Origin of the sequence: Acidovorax sp. 56, assembly GCF_002749705.1 — a bacterium.
Taxonomy (GTDB): domain Bacteria; phylum Pseudomonadota; class Gammaproteobacteria; order Burkholderiales; family Burkholderiaceae_C; genus Acidovorax.
In genome coordinates, this window is the sequence record NZ_PEEV01000001.1 from 2,860,563 (window position 1) to 2,882,414 (window position 21,852).

18 protein-coding genes are annotated in these 21,852 nt (G+C 65.7%); 11 read left to right on the forward strand and 7 right to left on the reverse strand.

The window, feature by feature from the left end:
- Positions 1–338: 338 nt before the first annotated feature.
- A complete protein-coding gene (locus tag CLU88_RS12745; protein WP_099656916.1) occupies positions 339–926 on the forward strand; it encodes a chalcone isomerase family protein in 588 nt (195 codons plus the stop codon).
- Positions 927–962: 36 nt separating this feature from the next.
- Here the strand turns inward: CLU88_RS12745 and CLU88_RS12750 are convergent, their stop codons facing one another.
- Both CLU88_RS12750 and CLU88_RS12755 read right to left on the reverse strand, forming a co-directional pair.
- Complete coding sequence (locus CLU88_RS12750) at positions 963–1,664, reverse strand: phosphoglycolate phosphatase (RefSeq protein WP_255410663.1); 702 nt, start codon at positions 1,662–1,664, stop codon at positions 963–965.
- A 48-nt stretch (positions 1,665–1,712) separates the two neighbouring features.
- Positions 1,713–2,585, reverse strand: coding sequence for a LysR substrate-binding domain-containing protein (locus CLU88_RS12755; protein WP_099656917.1), 873 nt, complete (start codon positions 2,583–2,585; stop codon positions 1,713–1,715).
- 114 nt (positions 2,586–2,699) lie between these two features.
- On the opposite strand from CLU88_RS12755, the gene CLU88_RS12760 reads away from it, so the two are divergent.
- Both CLU88_RS12760 and CLU88_RS12765 read left to right on the forward strand, forming a co-directional pair.
- On the forward strand, positions 2,700–3,404 hold the full coding sequence (locus CLU88_RS12760) for an SDR family oxidoreductase (protein ID WP_099656918.1): 705 nt from the start codon (positions 2,700–2,702) through the stop codon (positions 3,402–3,404).
- A 108-nt stretch (positions 3,405–3,512) separates the two neighbouring features.
- Positions 3,513–3,902 carry a hypothetical protein gene (locus tag CLU88_RS12765; protein WP_099656919.1) on the forward strand — a complete coding sequence of 130 codons (390 nt, stop codon included), beginning with the start codon at positions 3,513–3,515 and terminating at the stop codon, positions 3,900–3,902.
- Between the two features lie 106 nt (positions 3,903–4,008).
- Here CLU88_RS12765 and CLU88_RS12770 read toward each other — a convergent pair whose 3' ends face one another.
- Both CLU88_RS12770 and CLU88_RS12775 read right to left on the reverse strand, forming a co-directional pair.
- Positions 4,009–5,532 carry a hypothetical protein gene (locus tag CLU88_RS12770; protein ID WP_233205459.1) on the reverse strand — a complete coding sequence of 508 codons (1,524 nt, stop codon included), beginning with the start codon at positions 5,530–5,532 and terminating at the stop codon, positions 4,009–4,011.
- 2 nt (positions 5,533–5,534) lie between these two features.
- Positions 5,535–6,884 carry an SPFH domain-containing protein gene (locus tag CLU88_RS12775; RefSeq protein ID WP_099656920.1) on the reverse strand — a complete coding sequence of 450 codons (1,350 nt, stop codon included), beginning with the start codon at positions 6,882–6,884 and terminating at the stop codon, positions 5,535–5,537.
- Between the two features lie 229 nt (positions 6,885–7,113).
- On the opposite strand from CLU88_RS12775, the gene CLU88_RS12780 reads away from it, so the two are divergent.
- Entirely contained in the window at positions 7,114–7,812 is a 699-nt protein-coding gene (locus CLU88_RS12780) for a response regulator transcription factor (protein WP_099656921.1), read from the forward strand.
- Positions 7,813–7,978: 166 nt separating this feature from the next.
- On the forward strand, positions 7,979–10,168 hold the full coding sequence (locus CLU88_RS12785; protein WP_099656922.1) for a HAMP domain-containing sensor histidine kinase: 2,190 nt from the start codon (positions 7,979–7,981) through the stop codon (positions 10,166–10,168).
- A gap of 45 nt (positions 10,169–10,213) precedes the next feature.
- Here CLU88_RS12785 and rpe read toward each other — a convergent pair whose 3' ends face one another.
- The gene (gene rpe / locus CLU88_RS12790; protein WP_063462344.1) at positions 10,214–10,897 is read right to left on the reverse strand and encodes a ribulose-phosphate 3-epimerase; all 684 of its coding nucleotides are present in this window, start codon (positions 10,895–10,897) and stop codon (positions 10,214–10,216) included.
- A gap of 86 nt (positions 10,898–10,983) precedes the next feature.
- Between rpe and apaG the strand changes: the two genes are divergently transcribed.
- From apaG to thiL, 5 genes are all read left to right on the forward strand, one after another.
- The gene (gene apaG / locus CLU88_RS12795) at positions 10,984–11,391 is read left to right on the forward strand and encodes a Co2+/Mg2+ efflux protein ApaG (RefSeq protein ID WP_099656923.1); all 408 of its coding nucleotides are present in this window, start codon (positions 10,984–10,986) and stop codon (positions 11,389–11,391) included.
- Positions 11,388–13,361, forward strand: coding sequence for a site-specific recombinase (locus CLU88_RS12800; RefSeq protein WP_099656924.1), 1,974 nt, complete (start codon positions 11,388–11,390; stop codon positions 13,359–13,361). Before apaG ends, CLU88_RS12800 begins: the two co-directional genes overlap by 4 nt.
- Before the next feature lie 346 nt (positions 13,362–13,707).
- Positions 13,708–14,967 carry a cation:proton antiporter gene (locus tag CLU88_RS12805; protein ID WP_099656925.1) on the forward strand — a complete coding sequence of 420 codons (1,260 nt, stop codon included), beginning with the start codon at positions 13,708–13,710 and terminating at the stop codon, positions 14,965–14,967.
- Positions 14,957–16,081 (forward strand): YbdK family carboxylate-amine ligase, encoded by a 1,125-nt coding sequence (locus tag CLU88_RS12810; protein ID WP_099656926.1) that lies wholly within the window; start codon positions 14,957–14,959, stop codon positions 16,079–16,081. The genes CLU88_RS12805 and CLU88_RS12810 overlap by 11 nt, the downstream gene beginning before the upstream one ends.
- Before the next feature lie 50 nt (positions 16,082–16,131).
- Positions 16,132–17,118 (forward strand): thiamine-phosphate kinase, encoded by a 987-nt coding sequence (gene thiL / locus CLU88_RS12815; protein WP_099656927.1) that lies wholly within the window; start codon positions 16,132–16,134, stop codon positions 17,116–17,118.
- Positions 17,119–17,195: 77 nt separating this feature from the next.
- On the opposite strand, the gene CLU88_RS12820 is transcribed toward thiL, so the two are convergent.
- Positions 17,196–18,191: a TRAP transporter substrate-binding protein gene (locus CLU88_RS12820; RefSeq protein ID WP_099656928.1), complete on the reverse strand. Its 996-nt coding sequence runs from the start codon at positions 18,189–18,191 to the stop codon at positions 17,196–17,198.
- Between the two features lie 431 nt (positions 18,192–18,622).
- Between CLU88_RS12820 and CLU88_RS12825 the strand changes: the two genes are divergently transcribed.
- Positions 18,623–20,407: a pectate lyase gene (locus CLU88_RS12825; protein WP_099656929.1), complete on the forward strand. Its 1,785-nt coding sequence runs from the start codon at positions 18,623–18,625 to the stop codon at positions 20,405–20,407.
- 74 nt (positions 20,408–20,481) lie between these two features.
- On the opposite strand, the gene CLU88_RS12830 is transcribed toward CLU88_RS12825, so the two are convergent.
- Positions 20,482–21,786, reverse strand: a complete 1,305-nt coding sequence (locus CLU88_RS12830; protein WP_199173447.1) for a ferric reductase-like transmembrane domain-containing protein — start codon at positions 21,784–21,786, stop codon at positions 20,482–20,484.
- Positions 21,787–21,852 lie beyond the last annotated feature (66 nt).

Consider the following 21,852-nt stretch of genomic DNA (forward strand, 5'->3'; position numbering starts at 1 on the left):
AGGGGCGCTGCGGTCCATTCAATCGGCCTCACCGCATCGGGGTGGAGGCCACGGGTGCACGCTGGGGCGGTTGCCCAGGTGCTATCAGGCGTTCAAAAGGACAGGCTGACGCCAGGGCCAGGCTCCCCGGTCGCTGCAACCTGTGATGAACACGTGATGAATGAACATGGGCCAAAGTGTAGCAAACGCGGTCATTGATTTTTGACAGAGCCCCTCAGCACAACACAACCTGCTGGCATCCCATCGAAAACCCTGTTGCGATGCGCTCACGGTGCAGCAACAATTTGAAACGAACGATCGTTCTTTTCTGATCATTCTTTTCCTATAGGGAGCTGTGCATGAAACTCATGGAGCGATGGGCGGTGGGCCTGTGCGCCTGCATTCTGGCAAGCAGTGCCTGGTGCCAGGCCGTGACGGTGGCCGATGTGAAGTACGACGCCACCAGTGCGCTGGGCGATACGGCCTTGCAACTCAACGGCGCTGGGGTGCGCTACAAGGCCGTGTTCAAGGTCTACACCGCCGGGCTGTACCTGGAAAAGAAAGCCTCCACCACCCAGGAAGTGGCCGCCCAGCGTGGCCCCAAGCGCATGAGCATCACCATGCTGCGCGAGATCGACTCCACCGAACTGGGCAAGCTGTTCTCACGCGGCATGGAAGACAACATGGACCGCGCCGCGTTCTCGCGCATCGTGCCAGGCGTGCTGCGCATGAGCCAGATTTTTTCAGAGCACAAAAAGCTGCAGCCGGGCGACCAGTTCATGATCGACTGGATTCCGGGCACCGGCACGGTGATCACGGTCAAGGGCAAGCCCCAGGGCGAGCCGTTCAAGGAGCCTGAGTTTTTCAACGCCCTGCTGGGCATCTGGCTGGGCAACCTGCCCGCCGACTTCAAGCTCAAAGACGCGCTGTTGGGCAAGCCGGCCTGATCCGACCAATGGAGTGGTGCCACAGCGCTATCCGCATCAACTGCCAAGCAATGCGCTGAGCGCGTCCACATACCCATCGGCATCCACCCCGCGCACCGGCTGGCCATGGTTGTAGCCATAGGTCACCAACACCACGGGGCACCCAGCAGCACGGGCGGCCTGTGCGTCGTTGCTGGAGTCGCCCACCATCAGCGTGCGCGCAGGCTGGCTGCCCAGCGCTTCGCAGGTCTTGAGCAGGGGCAGCGGATCGGGCTTCTTGCGCTCAAAGCTGTCGCCCCCAAACACCTGGCCGAAAAACCCCGCCAGCCCCTTGGCCTGCAACAAAGGCCGCGCAAATGACAGCGGCTTGTTCGTCAGGCAAGCCATGCGCAGGCCCGCGCTGTGCAGGGCTGTCAGCCCCTCCACCACACCGGGGTACACCGCTGAATAGCTGCCGTTGATCTCCAGGTAATGCCGCTGGTAGCTGGCCCAGGCCTGGGGAAATAATGCTTCTGCTTTGATAGCTGCTTGCGCTTTATCCATGTGCGCTAGCACATGATTTAGCACGGATCGCAGCAAATGCTCCGAGCCCTTACCCACCATGCTCTCGATGCGCTCGGCCTCGATGGCAGGCAACCCGAGCTCGCGCAGCATCCGGTTCAGCGCCTCGTTGAAATCGCCCATGGTGTCCACCATGGTCCCGTCCAAGTCGACGATGACGGCGTCCAAACGGGACGGAAGCAAAGGAATAAAGTTCACAACAGCGCAATAGAGTTGGTAGCGTGGAGGATGGTAAAGCCACCGACCTCAGACACTCGCCTGTCGGCCCACGGCCCCAAGCCACCTCCTGACATCCGCCACGGCCTCTGGCTGCCGTTGCTTGCGTGGGCATACCAGGTAGTAGCCTGCCTCTGTCCTCATCTCCTGCGGGAACACCTGGACCAATCGTCCAGCGGCCAAATCCTGCGCCACAAAATCTCTTTGGACAAGCGCTATGCCTTGCCCGATCAGCGCGGCATCGATGGCCAAGGTCGTCTGGTTGAACCAGATGCCTTGCGCTGCTGCCTCACGCGCCTGGGGCCTGCATTGCTCAAAGTACTGATCCCACGAAGACTGGGAGTCATGCACCAGCACATGCGGGGCATTCTCACCCGCTGTGTGGGGGTGCCCCACCGCCACCAAGCACTCGTCAAACAGCAAGTCGGCCTGAAGCCCGGGCCCGAAGGGCGGGCGGCCATAACGCACAGCAAGGTCTACCGCTTCGGTGTGGAAGTGAGACAAGCGCTCCGTCGCAAGAATGCGCAAATCCATACCAGGATAAGCCCGGGTGTAGTCGCCCAGCCGGGGCATGAGCCATTTGGTGGCGAAGGTGGGCGTCACGCTGATGGTCAGGTGCTGCGGCTCGGGGCATAGGCCTTGGGTGGCCTGCGCCAAGGTCTCAAACGCACGGCGCACGCCTATCACATAGCGCTGCCCGTTCTGCGTGAGCGCCAGCGTGCGCGGATGGCGCTCGAACAACTTCAGGCCCAGTTCAGCCTCCAGTGCTCGAATCTGCTGCGCCACCGCGCCTTGCGTCACGCCCAGTTCCAGACCCGCAAGGCGGAAGTTGAGATGGCGGCTCGCCACTTCGAAGGCCCGCAAGGCATTGAGTGAGGGCGTGCGGCCCAGAGGATTAATCATGGGTGTAGATTTTCTACTGGATTGAAACAGCTGCCCTGCCCCAATCTCCAAACCACCATAGGACGAAATACTCAACAATTTCCGAACGCATCTTCAAAGCATTTAAGGGTGACTATGGCAGTAGAAAAAGTAGCATTGATTACCGCTGGTGGAACGGGGATCGGGGCAGCCGCAGCGCGCCGACTGGCGGCGGATGGCTTTCACATCGGCATCATTTCGTCTTCCGGCAAGGGGGAGGCGCTGGCAGGGGCACTGGGCGGAATTGGCGTGACGGGCTCCAACCAGTCGATAGAAGACCTCACGCGTCTGGTGGACCGAGTGAGGGAGCGCTGGGGGCGCATCGACGTGCTCGTCAACAGTGCGGGCCATGGGCCACGCGCTCCGTTGCTGGAACTGTCGGACGAGCAATGGCTCGACGGCATGAACACCTATCTTCTGAATGTGATTAGACCGACCCGCTTGGTGGCACCGCTGATGCAGCAGCAACGCAGCGGCGCGATCATCAATATCTCTTCGGCCTGGGCGCTGGAGCCTAGCGCGCTGTTCCCGGCATCTTCGGTGGTTCGAGCAGCCCTTGCCTCGTTCACACGCATCTTTGTGGACAGCTTCTCTCATGACAACATCCGCATGAACAATGTCTTGCCGGGCTGGATCGACAGCCTGCCAGAGTGGGAGGAGCGCCGCGCGTCCGTGCCCCTGCAGCGGTACGGGAAGGTCGATGAGGTGGCGGCGACCATCGCTTTCTTGGCCTCGGAGGGTGCGGCCTACATCACCGGGCAGAGCTTGCGGGTCGATGGCGGATTGACGCGATCCGCATGAAGCAAGTCGGGTTTTACGCCGTCCATACGCCTGCCAGACTGGAATCAGGGATGCTTCGCTTCTTCCACGGAAAGCCACGGATCCCGGTCGAGCCTTTTACTGAATCACATGCCAAGCACGATCGCACTCCGTCTTATCGGGTTCTTTGTTCTTCTGCCCAGCACCCTGGGCGCTGGCTTCTGGACACTGCAAGGCATCGGATACGTGGTGGACGCATGGTCAAGGGCTGCCGACACCTCTTTCGCTTTTACGCTGGCAATCGCCATGGCCCTTGGGTGGTTCGGCCTCACCACACTCTGGAGCCTGTACTACAGCCTGCTTCGCGGAGATCTGTCGTTCAACCGCCGCGCTGCTTGGGCTGGCCTGGTGTGCGGAAGCCTTGTCTCTGTCGCATTGATCGTGGCTTCTGGTGGGACGGTGGTGTTTCGCCTGTGTTTCTTCGGATGGCCGCTTCTGGCCTCCACCTACTTCGGCGCCGTGCTTCGGCGTCTGCCTTGAGCCCATTCCCGCGCAATGGACCCAAGGTGGGCGCCAAGCCTTCGATTGTTGGCGCGTATGCCAGGTTGACCACAGTGGCACCAACCCCCACCGACTCAGGAGGTGTTCACCGCAAGCTCAGCGTCTGCCGCTTCCAGGCGGGGTCTTGCCAACGCTGGAACAAGGGCAGCGCAGCCACATCGCCCGTCACGCGCTCGGTGGTCAAGCCCTCCAGCCGCACCACCTCAAAACTCTTGCGGTATCGGCCCTGGCCCCGGGCTTCGCGCGCCACCAGCATCTGCTGGCCGCCGGGCACCCAGCCCGCCCATTCGGCTACGCCGGTCTCGGGCGTGGCGGCGGCGGGCGGCAGCACATCGGCCAGCCAGCCACCTTCAGTCTTGCGCAGCACCCACAGCTCGCGCCAGCCTTCCATGGGCTGCACGGCCAGGGCCAAGGCTGTGCCTTCGCGGTTGGTGCTGGCCGATGCAGTCCACACCACGCCGTAGGTGCAGCGGCGCAGCAGCGGGGCCTTGGCGCTGTGCTGCGCGTCCACCAGCAGCACGCAGGTTTCGCCGGGGGCGCCAGGCTCGGTCAACAGTGTGGGGCGGGCTCCGGCGGCGGTAGCGACAGGCGCCGCAGCAGGCACCAGCGCCCAGCGTACGGCGCTCACGCGCATGGCAGCGTCGTTGTAGGCGCTCTGGTCCTCGTCGGGCAGGTCGGCCTTGCTCACGCCAGTGAATTCCGTCAGGGCGCGTGCGGCGGCCGCGGCCACCGCCGGGTCGGCCGCGTTCTTACGCGCCTGCTGGAAGGCTGCGGCGCCCCACACGCTGGCGCGCCGCATCTGCACACGGTTGCGCAGGTAGCCGGGCAGGCCCGCCACGTCTACGCGCTCCAGCACCTCCGCCTGCCAGGTGGTGACCTTGGCACGCTCGTGTGCGGGCAGGTCGGGGTTGATGCATTCGGGGCGGGTCAGCACCAGGACGGCACGGGCGCGCTGCTCGGCATCGGCCACGGGCATGGCCAGCAGGCGGCGAAAGGCCTCGCCCTCGTAGCAGACCTGCATGCGGCCTTCGACCTCGTAGGTGGCAAAGCGCACGCCGTAGCCATTGGCCACCTCCAGGTGTGCCGACAAGGTAGCGCCCGAGGCCTTGCCCGGCACGGCCACCGAGGCACGGCGCGCCAAGCGGTCGGCAAAGGTGCCCAGGGCATCGAAAGCCTGGGCGCCCTCCACACCCGCCAGGGCCTTGGCGGGCGCAGCCTGCAGGTAAGCGGCGGTGAGGCCAATGCCCAGCGCTTCGGCGCCCGGGGTGTCCTGCACAAAGTGCATCACAGCCAGCAGCGCGGGGCCTTCTGCCTCGGTCAGGGCCACGCGGCGCACATCGCTGGCGCGGATGAAGCCACCGCGCTCACGCTTGTGGTCCCACACCTGCAAATAGTCGAGGCGTTCGCCGCGCACTTCGAGCACTTCGCCCTGCCACAGGCTGGCCTGCTGCTGGGCACCATCGCGCGGTGCAGCGCGCAGGTTGGCTTGGTCTTGCACCACGATGGCGCTGCCCTGAGCGCCAGGCGATGGCTGGGGGGCGGCCTCGGCCGCCACGGTCACTGCGGCGCTGGCCACGGCTGCCAACAAAGTTGCGAAGGTCGCGTTCATGTTCACTGCTCCACGGCTTGGGTGGTGGTGGCGTCGTCGGCCACGGCTGCAGCCTGTGCGGCCCCGGCCTGGGCGTTGCGGTTACCGCCCAGCAGTGCGGCACCGATGAAGTCGCCATTGGTGGGCGGGGGCGCGATGATGACCTGGATCTTGTCCGAGAGCTTGTCGGCCAGCGTCTTCTGGATGAGCAGCGGGTGTTGGGTCACCAGTGCGCCTTCGCGGGCCATTTGCTCGGCATTGACCTTGCCCACGCGGTCCATGCGGTAGGCCTCGGCCTCGGCCAGCTTCTGGCGGGCGTCGGCCTCGCCGTTGGCTTCGATGCGGCGGGCCTGGGCACTGCCTTCAGCGGCTTTGACACGGGCCACGCGTTCGGCTTCGGCCTCCAGCTGGCGCTGCTCAATCTGGCGCTGCTTGAAGGGCAGCACATGCTTCATGGCCTCTTCCTGGGCCTTGGCGGCAATGACCTGCTCGCGCGCGGCGGCCTCGGCGGCCACTTCGCGGCGCACCTTGTCGGCGTTGGCGTCCAGTTCGGTTTCACGCACGCGCTTGTCTTTCAGCTCCAGCGTGTAGCGCATTTTTTCGGACGCCAACTCTTCGGCAAGCAGGCTGTCCATGCCGCGGCGGTACTCCGCGGGCAGGTCCACCTTGCCGATTTGGAGGCTGCGCAGCGTCACGCCATCGGCAGCCAGGCGGGCACGCAGTTCGGTTTCGATGATCTGCGCAATCTCAGCGCGCTTGGACGAGAAGATTTCGCGCACGGTGTAGCGGGCAAACACCTTGTAGACCAGGCCCTGCACGGCGGGCTCCACGATGTCGACGCCCACGTTGTCGGGCAGGTTGCCGGCCTTGACGGCGGGCGAGTTGGGGTCCAGGGCATAGCGCACGCTCAGGTCCAGGCCCAGCGACAGGCCTTCCACCGACTGCAGCGGCGCGCTGCCCGTGGCCTGGCGCATGACTTCGGGGCGGTAACTCTGGTCACGCAGCGAGAACACGCGCACCGTGTGCAGGCCGGGCACCACCCACACGCTGCCATCGCGCCAGAGACTCACGGCACCGGTGAACTGATTCAGGCGCACACCGAGGTCGCCTTGCGCCAAGTGTTGCACCGGCGGATTGCGGTACACCATCAGGCCTGCGGCGGCCACCACAGCGCCAGCGGTCAGCCAGCGCACGGTGCGGGCGGTGGGCAGCAGGTAGGCCCAGTTCAGGTGAGGGGCTTCGGCGCCGCGTGCATCGGCTGCCACAGGGCTTTGCAATTCAGCCTCCAGCAAGGGCTCCGAGCCTGCTTCGGACAAAGGGGTAGAGCGGTGGCCCTTCAGGGTCTGCACGATGCGATTCCAGGTGGCTTTCATGGTGTTTCTCTCTCAGGTTGGTTCGGTGTTGTTGTGCTTCTGAGCCGCCGCCGTGGCTGACTCATTGAGGACCGATTGTTCGGATCCACCCCGGAAGCAACAACGCAGTGCAGCCCCCAATGCGCTCACACCTGTCGCACGAACCTTCCGGCCCCGGAAGAAAAACTCACACCGCCCAGAACGGGGCGCCGGGATAATCCACCCACCCCTCTACTGCCCCGCCCTGCCCATGACCCGCATTGCCGTGATCGAAGACGACCTGCCCACCAGCAACCAATTGGCCGGGTGGATACGCAGCGCCAAGAGCGGCATCGTCATCGATCAGTGGTTCACCCGCGACGAGGCCGAAGCTGCGCTGGCCCGCGAGCACTACGACGCCGTGGTGCTCGACATCGAACTGGGCCGCGAGCGCCATGCGGGCGTGGCCCTCATCAACGCCATCAACAAGCTGCGCCAGGGCACGCCGGTGCTGGTGGTGTCCGCCATGCCTGCGGCCATCTACCGCAGCATCATGAAGGCGCTGGACGCGTGGGACTACCTGCAGAAAACCACGTTCGAAGAGGCCGATTTCATCGAGACCTTTCTCGACATCCTGCGCACCACGCAGGCACAGGCCCCGGCCAGCACAGCTCCCGCCCCGGCGGGCGATGCGCTGGTGCTGGACCCGCTGTGGCAACGCACCCCCACTTGGCGCGGCGAGCGCATCAACCTGCCGCTCACGGCCCAGCGCATCCTGGCCACGCTGCACCAACGCAGTGGCGAGGTGGTGTCGTATGACGAACTCTTCGAGGTGGTGAAAAGCGGCCGCAACCGCGACAACGTGCGCAAACACGTGAGCACCATCCGCGAGGCGCTGCGTGAAGTGGACCCCGGATTTGAAGGCATTGAGAACGTGCCCATGCGCGGCTTCCGCTGGACGGTAAAGTGAACACCCCCCTGAGGCCCTGCGGGCCTTCCCCCCGCTCTCGCATTGCTGCGCGATGCGGGCAGGGGGACGCCGCCAGCGCGGCGGGGCGGCCCTTGCGCGGCGGCCCTGGCCTGGGCCACGCCAGTTTTGGCAGCCCTGCACGGTACTTTCACGCGAGAGGAATGGAGTGAAACGCCTACTGCACCCCGCACTTGAAATATCGCGTCTGGAAATGCCCCGCCTGGGCCTGCCCGCGTTCCGCCTGCGCATCCTCGTGCGCGGGGTGTTTGTGCTGCTGGCGCTGGCCACGGTGGCGCTGAGCGTGGTGGTGCTCAAGGACGAAAAAGAACGCGCCTGGCAGGCCTACCAGCATGGGTTTGTGCGCAGCCAGGCCGAGGTGATGGCGCGGCTGCGCCACCCCTCGGGCCAGTTGGCGCTGCTCAATGCCAGCCACCTCGGCCAGGGCGTGACGCCGCTAGCGCCGCTGCTGCTGCCCTACGCTGCCATCGACTTTGACGACCCGCAAAAATCGCAGCAAGCCGTGGAGATGGCGGGCTGCTCCGTGCAATACCCCGATGGCGCCTCAGTGTGCGCGGCGATTGGCAACAACCCCTATGCGGGCGGCTTCATCTACCTGGTGGGCAGCTTCTATGCAGGCGAACTGACGCCCCGCGAGCGCGGCGCCTTGGTGCCCGCCGAGGCACACCGTGCGCGCATCAGCCTCGACATGCGGGGTGCCACCTACCGCTGGATTGCGCCGTATGAGGCCATGACCCCACAGGGCAGCGCGGCCGTGCGCGGGCGCCTGACGGGGTTTGTGGACAACGGCACGCCGCTGCTCGACGCCCGCGCGCGGCCGGTGCGCGACTTTCGCGGCTGGCTGTGGCAAAACGGCCAGTGCCGCGACCTGCCGCCCCCATCGGTGCAACACCCCCCTGGCGGGGCAGCCATCACCTCCGACTGCCTGCGCCGCACCCACTACTCCATCCGCCTGCCGGTCGAACTATTCCGCGAAGCCCTGTTCCGCAAGGACGAGCGCCTGGTCTGGCCGCCGGAAGACCTGGGGCAGATGCGTGTGCGGGTGGAGATGCTGGCGCCGGGCGAGGACACCAAACCACTGTTCGACAGCGACGCACCCGGCGCGCAACTGGCCGCATCGCTGGGAGACCTCTCGCGCAGCCTGTTGCCGGGCGAGCGTGTGCAGATCCGCAAGCTGGGCAGTGACGAGGCCAGCGCCATCACCCTCAAGGGCATCGAAGTGCAGGCCGATCCATCTGCCCCCTGGCTGCTGCGCCTGATCCGCTGGCTGCCGCTGGAGGCCGCAGGTGTGGGCCCGGCAGCAGCCACGCCCGCCGCCCCCACGGCCCTGGACATTCTGGACACGCCCACGGGAAACTACGTGGTCAACTTCACCGGCCACCTGCGCGGCGTGGAGCAAGGCCTGGCCGCTGTGGCCACGCGCCTGTCGTGGTACCTGGGTGCCATGCTGGGCGCCATTGCGCTGGCCTGGCTGGTGGTCGAGGTGGGCCTGATCCGCCGCGTGACGGCCCTCACCCGCCGCGCCGCCGCTGTGTCGTACAACGTGCAGCCCGGCCACACCGGGCCCCGGCTTGGCGACCTGGATGTGTCGGACCTGCGCGGCTCGGACGAGCTGGGCATTCTGGCCGGTGGCTTGGCCGACCTGCTGCAGCGCGTGAAGGACGACCTGCAGCGCGAGCAGCTGCGCGCCCAACAAGAGCGCGACATGTGGCACGCCGTAGGGCACGAGATCATGTCGCCCCTGCAGTCGCTGATGGCGCTGAACGGCCCACAAGACCCCGGCCACCGCTATGTGCAGCGCATGCAGCAGGCCATCCATGTGCTGTATGGCACAGCATCGCCCGCCGAGGCACTGCAAGCTGCCGATGTGCCCGAGGGGCGGCTGGACTTGGATGCCTTCTTGCGCAACGTGGCCGACAACGCCCACTTTGCAGGGATTCTGGATGTGGTGTACGACCTGGGCCCAAGCCACCCTGGCCCGGTCATCGTGCGGGCCGACGAGTTTGCGCTCGAAGACGTGGTGACCCACATCCTGCGCAATGCCGACCGCTACCGCCCTACGGGCAGCCCCATCAGGCTGACGCTCACCGCGTCGGAATCCACGGCCAGCGCCACGCTGCACAACCAGGGCTCGACCATTGCCGAAGACCTGCTGGAGCGGATTTTTGAACTGGGCGTATCAGACCCGGACAGCCCCACCCCGCTGGGCGAAGGCGAACACCGGGGCCAGGGCCTGTTTGTGGCCAAAACCTACATGGCCAAGATGGGCGGCACCATCAATGCCCGCAACACCGAAGGTGGCGTGGCGTTTGTGCTCACGTTTCAACGGCTGGGGTAGCCCCACCAGCCGTGGTGGGCCACCCCGCCCGCCATCAAGCGGCCCTTATGCAGCCAGTTGCACGCGCATGGCGTCGATCACGCCCTTGTAGTCGGGCTTGCCAAAAATCGCGCTGCCCGCCACAAAGGTGTCGGCGCCCGCATCGGCCACACGGCGGATGTTGTCGGCCTTGATGCCGCCGTCCACCTCCAGACGGATGTCCTTGCCCGAGGCGTCGATGCGCTTGCGCACGGCTTCGATCTTGCGCAGGGCCGAGTCGATGAAGCTCTGGCCGCCAAAGCCAGGGTTCACGCTCATGATCAGGATGAGGTCGATGTCGTCGATCACCCAGTCCAGCACATCCAGCGGCTCGGCCGGGTTGAACACCAGGCCCGGCTTCACGCCCTTGGAGCGGATGGCCTGGATGCTGCGGTGCACGTGGCCCGAGGCATCGGGGTGGAAGCTGATGTAGTCCGCACCCGCGTCGGCAAACGCGGCGGCCAGGGCGTCCACCGGCTGGATCATCAGGTGCACGTCGATGGGCACGGCCACGCCCGCAGGCGTTTTGGCATGCGGCTTGAGGGCCTGGCACACCATGGGGCCGAAAGTGAGATTGGGCACGTAATGGTTGTCCATCACGTCAAAGTGGATCCAGTCGGCGCCAGCGGCAATGACGTTGCGCACTTCTTCACCCAGGCGGGCAAAGTCGGCAGAGAGGATCGAGGGGGCGATTTGGAAGGTGCGGCTCATCCCCCGATTGTCGCAAAGCTCGATCCCTGGGGTTTTACAGGGGTGCAAGCCCCCGCAAATGGGCCGCCACGGTTACCATCCGGCCCATGTCAAAGTACCAGTTTGCGGTGGAAGTCCTGCCCGAGTATCTGCCCGAGCAATCGGAGCCAGACAGCGAGGTGTTCAGCTTCGCCTACACCATCACCATCACCAACACGGGGGATGCGCCCGGACAGCTGATCTCGCGCCACTGGATCATCAGCGATGCCCGTGGCCACACCGAAGAAGTCAAAGGCCTGGGCGTGGTGGGCCAGCAACCCCTGCTCAAGCCCGGTGAAGCCTTTCAGTACACCAGCGGCTGCCGCCTGCGCACCTCCAGCGGCACCATGCACGGCACCTTCCACTGTGTGGCAGAAGATGGTGAACCCTTCGACACACCCGTGCCTCTGTTCGTTTTGGAGGCCATCCAGCACGGCCCCTCGGGCCAGCCCTTGGGCACCAGGGTGCTGCATTGAGCCGCCCCGACGACCTGGCCGGCATCCTGGCTGCGCTGCAACCCCAGGCCGATCTGGCGCACCGACATCTTTGGCTCATCGACCTGCTGGACTGGGTGCGCGGCCAGCGCGACTCGGTGCCCGGTGCGGTGGCCCGGTTTCAGCTTTTTCTGGACGCCGTGCAGGCGCGCCCCGAGCTGCAGGCCCGCCTGCAGGCCTGGTGGGCCCGCCTCATCGATACCGTTGACATCACCACCTTGCTGGCCGACTTTGGCTTTGCCCCGCGCACCGCACTGGTCAGCGAGCTGGCGGTGCGCCTGCGCACCAAATGGCTGCCCGGCACGCCAGAAACCATCGATGCCTCGGAGTTGTTCGTACTGGCCCTGCCGCACGAATTCGATGCCCAATGGGTGTCTGCACTGGACGAAACCCAGCTGAACCGCCTGGCAGCGCTGCTGGCGCCCGCAGAGGGCACAGGCATCTCGCCTTGGCACAGGGCCCTGCTCAACGCCATGACGTACTGCGCAGGCCAGATTCTCTCGACCGGCTTTGCCCCTGAGCTGCGGCTGCGCATGAGCGAAGCCGCACGCGATGCGCAGCCGTTTCATGCCCTCATCAGCGATGTGGAGAGCCTGCGCGTGGAAGTGCAGCACGCCCTGCGCACACCCGACCGCCTCAACGAAGCCGCGCAGCGCCTGCGCGAGCGACTGGAGGCCTGCCGCGCCGCCGCAGCCACGGTGTACACCCACTTTGAAGACAACGGGATTTCGGTGGGGCTGGTGTTTCGCCTGCGCCAGTTGCGCGAGCGCATTTTGCGCGTGCGCTTGCTGCTGGACTGCCTGCTCTCGCCCAAGCCCGCCGCTGCGGCCGCCAAGCTCATGGCCTCGCTGGTGCAGGTGGGGCAAGAGCGGCGCAGCCTGCGGGCGCTGTATGCGTCCAACTCATCGCTAGTGGCCGCCAAGGTGGCCGAGCGCAGCGCCGAGACGGGCGAGCACTACATCACCCGCACGGCGGCCGAATACCGCTCCATGGTCAAAAAGGCGGCGGGCGGCGGGCTGGTGATTGCCTTCACCACCCTGGCCAAGTTTGCGCTGTATGCACTGGCCTTGTCCGCCTTCTGGGCGGGTTTTTGGGCGGGATTCAATTACGCCGTGAGCTTTGTGCTGGTGCAGCTGCTGCACTTCACCGTGGCCACCAAGCAGCCCGCCATGACGGCACCCGCCATGGCCGCCAAGCTCAAGGAACTGGGCACGGGTGATGCCATCGAGTCGTTTGTGGACGAGATCACCCACCTGGTGCGATCACAAGTGGCTGCCGTGCTGGGCAACGTGCTGGTGGTGTACCCGGTGGTGCTGGGCATTGCGCTGCTGATGCTCCACACCCTGGGCCAGCCGCCCATCAACACCAAGCAGGCCGAACATGTCCTTGAGTCCTTGCACCTGCTCGGCCCTTCGGTGCTGTTTGCGGCCTTCACCGGGGTGCTGCTGTTTGCCTCCAGCATCATCGCGGGCTGGGCTGAGAACTGGTTTGTGCTGGCGCGGCTGGACTCGGCCATCCATTACAACCCACGCATCACCCGCTTTTTGGGAGCACCTCGGGCCGCGCGCTGGGCGCACTTCCTGCGCGACAACATCTCTGGTTTTGCGGCTAATATTTCGCTGGGCTTCATGCTGGGCCTGGTGCCGGTGATTGCCACCTTCTTTGGCCTGGGGCTGGACGTGCGGCACGTCACGCTGTCGGCCGGGCAGATTGCCGCCGCCAGCGCCACCCTGGGGCTGGATGTGCTGCACCAGCCCTCCTTCTGGTGGGCTGTGGCAACCCTACCGTTGCTGGGCGCCCTCAATGTGGGGGTGAGCTTCTACCTGGCCTTCAACCTGGCCATGCGCGCGCGCAGCGTGAGCGGGGTAGACCGCTCACGCATTTACGCTGCCATTCGCGCGCGCCTGCGCACCGCACCGCTGAGCTTCTTCCGGCCCGAGCGCGCACGCTGACGCGCCTTATCACGCAGATCGCCCACCACCGTCCCGCAGGGTGCGGCGCGTGATCTGCGTATCCGTCCTACACGATACAACTGCTTCAAGCAGTAAATTCACCGGCACTTGGGCAGTGCCTGCGCGCACTGTAAGACACCCCGCATACCGGGCCGCTGGCCGGGTGCACTACCCGGGTGTTCTACCCAAGTCACAGGCCTTTGTCACCATGGCACGGGCGGCCACCCCAGGCCGACCATTCGCCATCGGCCGCCCCCAAGCCGCGCCGCTGTCTGCGCCCACCGGGCACAACAGGGCCTTTCATCCACCTCCGGGCCTGTCCCGAATCGCACAAAGGGCGCATGCAATGAACGAACTTTTCAGCTTCTGGGCCCAGTGGCTCAGGCCCTCGGCGGGGCTGCCCACCGTGCAGTGGTCGCTGCTGCTGGCCGTGGCGGCCATGGTGGGCTATCTGGTGCATCGGCACTCGGGCCTGCCCAAGGTGCTCGGCTACTCGCTGGTCGGCACGGCCGCAGGCCTGGCGGGCTTCAGTGGGGCGGTGTGGCCGCTGCAGGGCATTGGCCTGTTTTTGCTGGAGCTGGGCATTGCCATCGTGCTGTTTGAGTGCGGTGGGCGCATCTCGCTGCGCTGGTTCCGGCACAACCCCATGGTGCTGGTGCAGAGCATTGCCGAATCCACGCTGACGTACTTCGCGGTGTATGGGATGTTGCTGTGGCTGGACCAGCCAGCGCAAGTGGCAGGCCCCCTGGCCCTGGTGGCGCTGGCTGCGTCGCCTGCAGTGCTGACCCGCGTGGTGGCCGACACCCGCGCGGCCGGCCCGGTGACCGAACGCGCGGTGGTGCTGGCCACGCTCTCCACGCTGTACGCCCTCACGCTCGGCTCAGCCTGGTCTGAGCAGATGAACCGCCACAGCGCCACGCTGATGAGCACCGTGTACCCCATTGTGGTGGTGCTGGGCGTATCGATCATCGTGGCCGCCGTGCTGGCGCTGGTGCTGCGCACGGCGCTGCGCTTCATGAGCCCCACGAGCGAGAACACCTCCATGCTGCTGCTGGCCCTCATTGCCGCAGGCACGGCAGTGGCGGCCCACATGGGCGGCTCGGCCCCGCTGGCGGCGCTGCTGGCGGGCATTTTGCTCAAGCAGCTCAACCCCCGGCCCTGGGCTTGGCCACGGCAGCTGGGCAATGCGTCCTCGCTGCTCACCATGCTGATGTTTGTGCTGGTCTCCACCGTGGCCGCGCAGGCCGACTGGAGCGGCCCCGTCGCAGGCGTGGTGCTGGCCCTGATTGCCGTGCGCCTGCTGGCCAAGGCGCTGGGCGTGGCGGTGGGCAATGTGGGCAGCGGTGCCAGCTGGCGCCAGGCGCTGTGGGTGGGTTGCGCGATGACGCCCATGTCGTCCATTGCTCTGCTGATTGCCTCGCAGTTCGTGGTCGCCTCACCCTCCACCGGCTACCAGATTGCCAGCGTGGCGCTGCCCGCCATCTTGCTGATGGAGGTGCTGGGCGCCGTGATTGCCACCGTGGCCATTTACCGTGCGGGCGAAAGCTCGAAACCCTGGGCACCGCTGCTGCGCGGTGGCCGCAACGGAGAGTCCCATGAGTCTTGAAGCCTTTCACCACTCCGAACCGCTGACGCTGGGCGTTGAACTGGAGCTGCAGCTCGTCAACACCAACGACTACGACCTGGCCCCCTATGCCGAGGACATGCTGCGCCTGATGAAGAAAACCCCGCTGCCCGGCAGCGTGGTGCCCGAGATGACGAACAGCATGATCGAAATCTCCACGGGCATCTGCCACTCGGCCAGCGAAGTGGTGGGCCAGCTCACGCCGATCCGCGACGCGCTGGTCAAAAGCGCCGACAAGCTCAACATCGCCGTGGTGGGCGGTGGCACGCACCCGTTCCAGCAATGGCACGAGCGCCGCATCTACGACAAGCCGCGCTTTCGCGAACTGTCGGAGCTGTATGGCTACCTGTCCAAACAGTTCACCATCTTCGGCCAGCACGTGCACATTGGCTGCCCCGACGCGAACGCCGCGCTGCTCATGCTGCACCGCATGTCGCGCTACATCCCGCACTTCATCGCACTGTCCGCGTCAAGCCCTTATGTGCAGGGGCAAGACACGGCGTTTGACTCGGCACGGCTGAACTCGGTGTTTGCGTTCCCGCTGTCGGGCCGCGCACCGTTTGTACTGACCTGGGAAGCGTTTGGTCAGTACTTCGACAAGATGACCCGCACCGGGGTCGTGAAAAGCATGAAGGACTTTTACTGGGACATCCGCCCCAAGCCCGAATTCGGCACCATCGAAATCCGCGTGTTCGACACTCCCCTGACCATCGAGCGCGCTGCCGCGCTGGCAGGCTACGTGCAGGCCCTGGGCTCATGGTTCCTGGCCGACCAGCCCTTCATGCCGCAGGAAGACGACTACCTCGTCTACACCTACAACCGCTTCCAGGCCTGCCGCTTTGGGCTGGACGCGGTGTATGTGGACCCGGCCACGGGTGAACACATGCCGCTGCGCGAGCACATCCTGCAGACGATGAACCAGATTGCAGGCCACGCCGCCGTGCAAGGCGCCGCCAACGCGCTGCACCTGCTGCGCACCGAGACCGAAGCCGGCCAGAACGATGCCCGCTGGCTGCGCGAGCGCCAGCGCGAAGAGCAGTTGCTGGCCGAGGTCAGCCGCCAGGCAGCGCAGCGCTTTCGCGGCGTGCCGGTCTGAGCCCCCGACGGATCGACTGTTGCAGCCCCCAACCCACCGACAATCGGAGCATGGGTGAATTTGACTTGATCGCGCGCTACTTCACGCGCCCCGTGCGCCACGCCGCCTTGGGCGTAGGCGACGACTGCGCCTTGCTGGCCCCGCGCCCCGGCATGCAGCTGGCCATCAGCAGCGACATGCTGGTCGAGGGCCGCCACTTCTTTGCCGATGTGGACCCCGAGGCCCTGGGCCACAAGGCGCTGGCCGTCAACCTGTCGGACCTGGCCGCCTGCGGCGCCAAGCCGATGGCCTTCACGCTGGCTTTGGCCCTGCCCCGGGTGGATGAAGCGTGGCTGGCGGGCTTCTCACGCGGGCTGCTGACGCTGGCCGATGCGCACGGCTGTGAGCTGGTGGGTGGCGACACCACGCAGGGCCCGCTCAACATCTGCATCACCGTGTTTGGCGAGGTGCCTGCGGGCCAGGCCCTGCTGCGCAGTGGCGCACGGGCGGGCGACGACATCTACGTGAGCGGCACGCTGGGCGATGCACGTCTGGCGCTGGAAGCGCTGCTCGGCCACATCCACCTGCCTGACGACCTGCTGGCCCAGGCCCGCCTGCGGCTGGAGCGGCCCACGCCCCGCGTGGCGTTGGGCCTGGCGCTGCGCGGCATTGCCAGCAGCGCCATGGACGTTAGCGACGGCCTGCTGGGCGACTTTGCCCACATCCTCAAGGCCTCGGGCGTAGGGGCGTGCATCCACACCCATGAAACTATCAAATTGATAGCTGCTAGCGCTTATTTATCAAGCGCTACAGGCCTATTTGACACTCAAACCAGCGCACCGCTGCTGCAGCAGTGCACGCTGGCAGGCGGGGACGACTACGAGCTGGTGTTCACCGCCCCGCCAGCGCACCGCGCCGCCGTGGCGGCGGCCGCCGCGCAAAGCCAGACGCCCGTGGCACGCATTGGCCAGGTGCAGGCAGAGCCCGGGCTGCGGCTGGTGGATGCACAGGGCCAGCGGGTGGAGCACCGCTTCGCCTCGTTCGATCACTTCGCCTGACGCACCCATCAGCGTGCAGATGGGTGCGCTGATCGGCACGCGCGCCCGTGCGCAGCGGGCAGCGCGGCCCCGCGCCCTCACTTGTTGGCGATGATGCTGAGCAGCTCTTCGCGCGTGGTGGGGTCGTTCATGTACTTGCCGTACAGCGGCGACATGCGGCGCACGAAGGGCGACACGTCCTTGACCCGCACAAACTGCGCACCCTGCTTGGCCGTGGTCTCCTGCGCCTGGGCCACACGCTTGTTCCACAGCTCGCGCATCAGCAGGGCTGATTTGCCACCGGCGTCTTGAAAGACCTTGCGGTCGGCCTCTGACAGCTTGCCCCACAGCGCGGCCGATACCACCAGCGCCTCGGGCGAGACCACGTGGTTGGTCACGTACACGTTTTTGGCGACCTTGTAATGGCCCGTCGCCTCGTACGACGGCATGTTGTTCTCGGCGCAGTCGATGGTGCCCTTTTCAAATCCGGCCATCACCTCTTTGAAGGGCAGTGGAACGGGCTTGGCGTCCAGCAGCTTGACCATTTCAATGTAGATCTCCGACTGCTGCACGCGGATGGACGCCCCCGCGAGATCGCGCAGATTGTTCGGGCTGCGGCCAGCGCAGTAAAACGAGCGCGCCCCGCCGTCGTACCAGCCCAGCACCACAAAGCCAGCGCCTTTGAGGTTGGAGGCAAAGCGCTCGCCCAGCTTGCCGTCCAGGTGGCGGAACATGTGGGCCGAGTCGGTGAACAGAAACGGCAGGTTCAGCACCTTGATACCCGGCACCGCGTCGGACAGTGGGCCCGAGCTGAACTCGGCCAGGTCGATCTCGCCGCTCTTGAGCATCTGCACCGCCTTGGGCTGATCGCCCAGCGTGGCGTTGGAGAACACCTCGATCTGGTAACGCCCCTGCGTGCCCTTGTTCACCTGGTCGGCAAAGCTTTTCATCGCCTCGGTCACGGGGTAGCCGTCGGGGTGAATATTCCAGGCCCGCAGCTTGGTTTGCGCGCTGGCAGGCGCCACAGCGCAGGCCAGGCCCAGCGCCAGCGGGGCCGCCCATTGGCGGGCCTGCCGCAGCAGTTGGTGTGTCATCTCCTCACTCCTTTTTTGTGGGCTCGACCCCCTTGGGCGGACCATCCTCGGTTATTACTTATTAGTACGATGTCATATCAATTTGCACATCACTGGATACCGATTGCGGGATGGAAGGCACCCACGCCACCTGCTTTTCAGTTTGCAATTTGCCTTTGACACTCTTTTAGCGCATACCGCTTCGTTTCATTTTTTAGTGGGACGACAAGCATTTCATCTGCGAATGCATCCCATTTTTCAGCAACATTTGCTAACCAGCCATACGGGTAAACGCCATTCATGTGGCAAATCAAACTCCAGAGAATCGCCGCTTGTTGTACGACATCATTTCTCTAAGTAATGTCCACACAGCATCGGCATCCAGACCGGACCTGTGGCGCCCCCTTGCGGGCTGCCCCAGGCACACATCCATTCAATGAGGAGACAGACACATGAAGCGCAGAGACTTTGCCCTGACCGCAGCCCTTTCACCGCTGCTGATGACCGCCTGCGGCGGCGGAGGCAGCAATGGGGGCGTGGAGTTCAGCGGCGCCAAGGCCGAAGCGGCCGCAGGCCTCAAGCGCGCAGCGCAGTACATGGACGAAGTGGTGTCCTACCAGGGCGGCTACGTGTGGTCGTATTCGCCCGACCTGAAGCAGACCTTTGGTGAGATGGAGGCCTACCGCACCATGTGCTGGATCCAGCCGCCCGGCACGCCCTCGGTGGGCCATGTGTACCTGGACGCCTACCACGCCACCAGCGACGAGCGCTACTACCAGGCCGCCGAGCGCACCGCCCTGGCCATTGCGGCCGCGCAGCACAGCTCGGGCGGGTGGAACTACATCCACGACTTTGCGGGCGAAGAGTCGCTCAAGAAGTGGTATGAAACCATTGGCAAGAACGGCTGGCGGCTCGAAGAGTTTCAGCACTACTACGGCAACGCCACGTTTGACGATGCAGGCACCGCCGTGGCCTCGCAGCTCATGCTGCGCATGTACCTCGAAAAACGTGACACTCGCTTTCTGGCGCCGCTGCAAAAGGCCATCGACTTCATGGTCAAGTCCCAGTTTGGGCCTGAATACGGCATTGCCAACGGTGGCTGGCCGCAGCGCTTCCCCCACTTCCCCGGCTCGGTCAGCAGCATGCCGCAGCCCAATGCAGGGCAGATTCCGCCCGGCGGCATTGCGGGCATGGGCGATGGCGACTACACCCTGCACGTCACCTTCAACGACGACGTGATGGGCGAGAACATCAAGTTCCTGACCCTGTGCGTGATTGCCCTGGGCGAGACGCGCCTGATCAGCAACATCGAGCGCGCCATGGAATGCATGCGCCTGATGCAGCAGCCCGGCCCCCAGGCGGGCTGGAGCCTGCAGCACCTCTCGCGCCCCACGGGCGGCCGCCCTGCAGGCGCGCCCGCCGGTGCGCGCAGCTACGAGCCCCGCTCGCTGGCCACGCACACCACGCAGACCAACATCAACCAGCTGTTCAACTACTTCCAGCTCACGGGCGACAAGAAGTACCTGGCCCGCATCCCCGAGGCGATCGCCTGGCTCAAGAGCTGCCCGCTGCCTGCCGATGCGGCCACCAAGAACCCGCTGCTCGCCGGGGGCCGCACGCACCCCACCTTCATCGAGCTGGGCACCAACGACGGGCTGTACATGCACCGCTACGGCTCCAACATCCACAACGGCGCCTACTACGCCGACAAGGACTACACCAACACCATCAGCCACTACTCGGCGGGCCGCACCATCAACATCGCCACGCTGGAGGCCACCTACAACAAGCTCAACGCCATGACCAGCGCCGAGATCGCGGCCATGGTGGCCAAGTCACCGCTCAAGACCACCGGCACCCGCGCGCTGCCCAAGTACTTCTCGATCCGCGAGGTGGACTTCCCCGATCTGTTCGCTGGCGCCGTGATGACCACGCCCACCGTGCCAGATACCGAGGTGCAGACGCTGCTCACCGAGCTGGGCACCAAGAACTACTGGACCTCGCCCGTGCCCGAGATCGTCAACCCCTACAAGGCAGACGGCCCCAGCACCGCCTACACGGGCACGGCCTACCGCAGCAAGCATGTGGGCGATGTGTACGACACCTCGCCCTACCCGGCCGACAACCCACCCGAGATCGAGCCCTACGTGAAGCGTGAGAAGCCGCAGTTCATCGTCACCTCAGAGTGGATCCGCCGCATGGGCCGCCTGATCGCTTACCTGACGCCCGTGGCCTGACGCCCGTGGCCTGACACCCATGGCCTGACAATAGCGGCCTGATCCGTACCGGGCCGTGCGGCGCAGCGCGCCCATCAGCGCATCTGGAACAGCTCTTGGTGAAAGCTGCGCGGCCGGCGCCCCAGGCGCTGCATGGCGCTGCGCAGCGCCTGGCCAAAGCCCTGCGGCCCGCAGAACCACACGCTGGCCTGCGGCCCGGCGCTGGCCAGCAACGCCTCGGCGGCCACCGGGCCCGCAGCGTCGCTGTGGTGCACGTGCAGCGTCACGCTGGGCAACTGCGCACACAACCGCTGCATGCGCTGGGCAAACACGGCCTCGCCCGCATGGCGCACGCAGTAGTGCAGCTGCACCACCGGGGCCTGGGCCGGGTCAGCCACCAGCGATTCCAGCCACGCCACAAACGGTGTGGCGCCAATGCCTGCCGCCACCCACACCTGCTCGGGTGCGCGGTCTTGGCGAAAGTCGAACCGCCCATAAGGCCCCTCCACCCACACCGACTGGCCCACGGCCACGCGCTGGGCCAGCTGCGCGGTGTAGTCGCCCAGCGCCTTGATGGCAAAGCGCACTCGGCCATCGCCTGCATCGGCGTTGACCAGCGTGAAGGGGTGGTGCCCCTCGCCCGCCTGCAGGGTCAAGAAGGCAAACTGCCCGGCCTGGTGCTTCCAGGCGCCCTGCACCTGGCACTCCAGCTCCACCACGCCGCTGGGGTGGGCCTGCACCGCCACCACCTGCGCCGCATGGCGGCGGCTGCCGCCAATGCGCCCGGCCAGCGAACGCACGGCGCACAACACGCCCGCCAGCGTGGCCACGGCCACGAACGCGCCCGCAGGCTGCGCCCACCAGTCAGGCGGCACCAGCACCACGGCATGGAAGGCCAGCACCAGGTACACCACCGCCAGCAATTTGTGCAGGTAGCGCCACACGTGGTACGGAAACCGCTGCCACAGCGTGATGACCAGCATGGCCGCCAGGAACCACACCGCCCACTCGCCCATCTCTTCCGCCAAATGGCGGAAGGTGTTGAGCCACCAGTCAGCACGCGGGGCCTTTACAGGGCGGCCCACCCAGGCCACCAGCAGGCTCTTGGACAGCTGCGTTCCATAGTGCAAAAGCGACAGCACGATGGCCCCAATGCCCGCCCACTTGTGCAGGCGGTAGACCTTGTCCATGCCGCCCAGCGGCCGCTCCAGCCACGCGGGGCGCAGCGACAGCACCATGATCAGCGACATCAGCGCCCAGGCACCCAGCCCGGTCAGCAACAGCACTTGGTTGCGCCACCACCAGACATTCATCACCGGCGTCACCGGGTCTTGCCACGGCACGGCCATCGCCCACAACAGCACGGCCAATGCCAGCGTGCTTCCCAAAACCTTTTTCATCATCGACCCTGTCCTTGTTTTGTCGGTCTTGCCACCATAGTCCCAGGGGATGAAGGGCGCCTTAAC

What these genes read in the sequence shown, in the direction of transcription:
- CLU88_RS12745 (WP_099656916.1), top strand. Translation starts at nt 339, where the DNA reads ATGAAACTCATGGAGCGATGGGCGGTGGGCCTGTGCGCCTGCATTCTG.
- CLU88_RS12755 (WP_099656917.1), bottom strand. Translation starts at nt 2,585, where the DNA reads ATGATTAATCCTCTGGGCCGCACGCCCTCACTCAATGCCTTGCGGGCC.
- CLU88_RS12760 (WP_099656918.1), top strand. Translation starts at nt 2,700, where the DNA reads ATGGCAGTAGAAAAAGTAGCATTGATTACCGCTGGTGGAACGGGGATC.
- CLU88_RS12765 (WP_099656919.1), top strand. Translation starts at nt 3,513, where the DNA reads ATGCCAAGCACGATCGCACTCCGTCTTATCGGGTTCTTTGTTCTTCTG.
- CLU88_RS12770 (WP_233205459.1), bottom strand. Translation starts at nt 5,532, where the DNA reads ATGAACGCGACCTTCGCAACTTTGTTGGCAGCCGTGGCCAGCGCCGCA.
- CLU88_RS12775 (WP_099656920.1), bottom strand. Translation starts at nt 6,884, where the DNA reads ATGAAAGCCACCTGGAATCGCATCGTGCAGACCCTGAAGGGCCACCGC.
- CLU88_RS12780 (WP_099656921.1), top strand. Translation starts at nt 7,114, where the DNA reads ATGACCCGCATTGCCGTGATCGAAGACGACCTGCCCACCAGCAACCAA.
- rpe (WP_063462344.1), bottom strand. Translation starts at nt 10,897, where the DNA reads ATGAGCCGCACCTTCCAAATCGCCCCCTCGATCCTCTCTGCCGACTTT.
- apaG (WP_099656923.1), top strand. Translation starts at nt 10,984, where the DNA reads ATGTCAAAGTACCAGTTTGCGGTGGAAGTCCTGCCCGAGTATCTGCCC.
- CLU88_RS12805 (WP_099656925.1), top strand. Translation starts at nt 13,708, where the DNA reads ATGAACGAACTTTTCAGCTTCTGGGCCCAGTGGCTCAGGCCCTCGGCG.
- CLU88_RS12810 (WP_099656926.1), top strand. Translation starts at nt 14,957, where the DNA reads ATGAGTCTTGAAGCCTTTCACCACTCCGAACCGCTGACGCTGGGCGTT.
- thiL (WP_099656927.1), top strand. Translation starts at nt 16,132, where the DNA reads ATGGGTGAATTTGACTTGATCGCGCGCTACTTCACGCGCCCCGTGCGC.
- CLU88_RS12820 (WP_099656928.1), bottom strand. Translation starts at nt 18,191, where the DNA reads ATGACACACCAACTGCTGCGGCAGGCCCGCCAATGGGCGGCCCCGCTG.
- CLU88_RS12825 (WP_099656929.1), top strand. Translation starts at nt 18,623, where the DNA reads ATGAAGCGCAGAGACTTTGCCCTGACCGCAGCCCTTTCACCGCTGCTG.
- CLU88_RS12830 (WP_199173447.1), bottom strand. Translation starts at nt 21,786, where the DNA reads ATGAAAAAGGTTTTGGGAAGCACGCTGGCATTGGCCGTGCTGTTGTGG.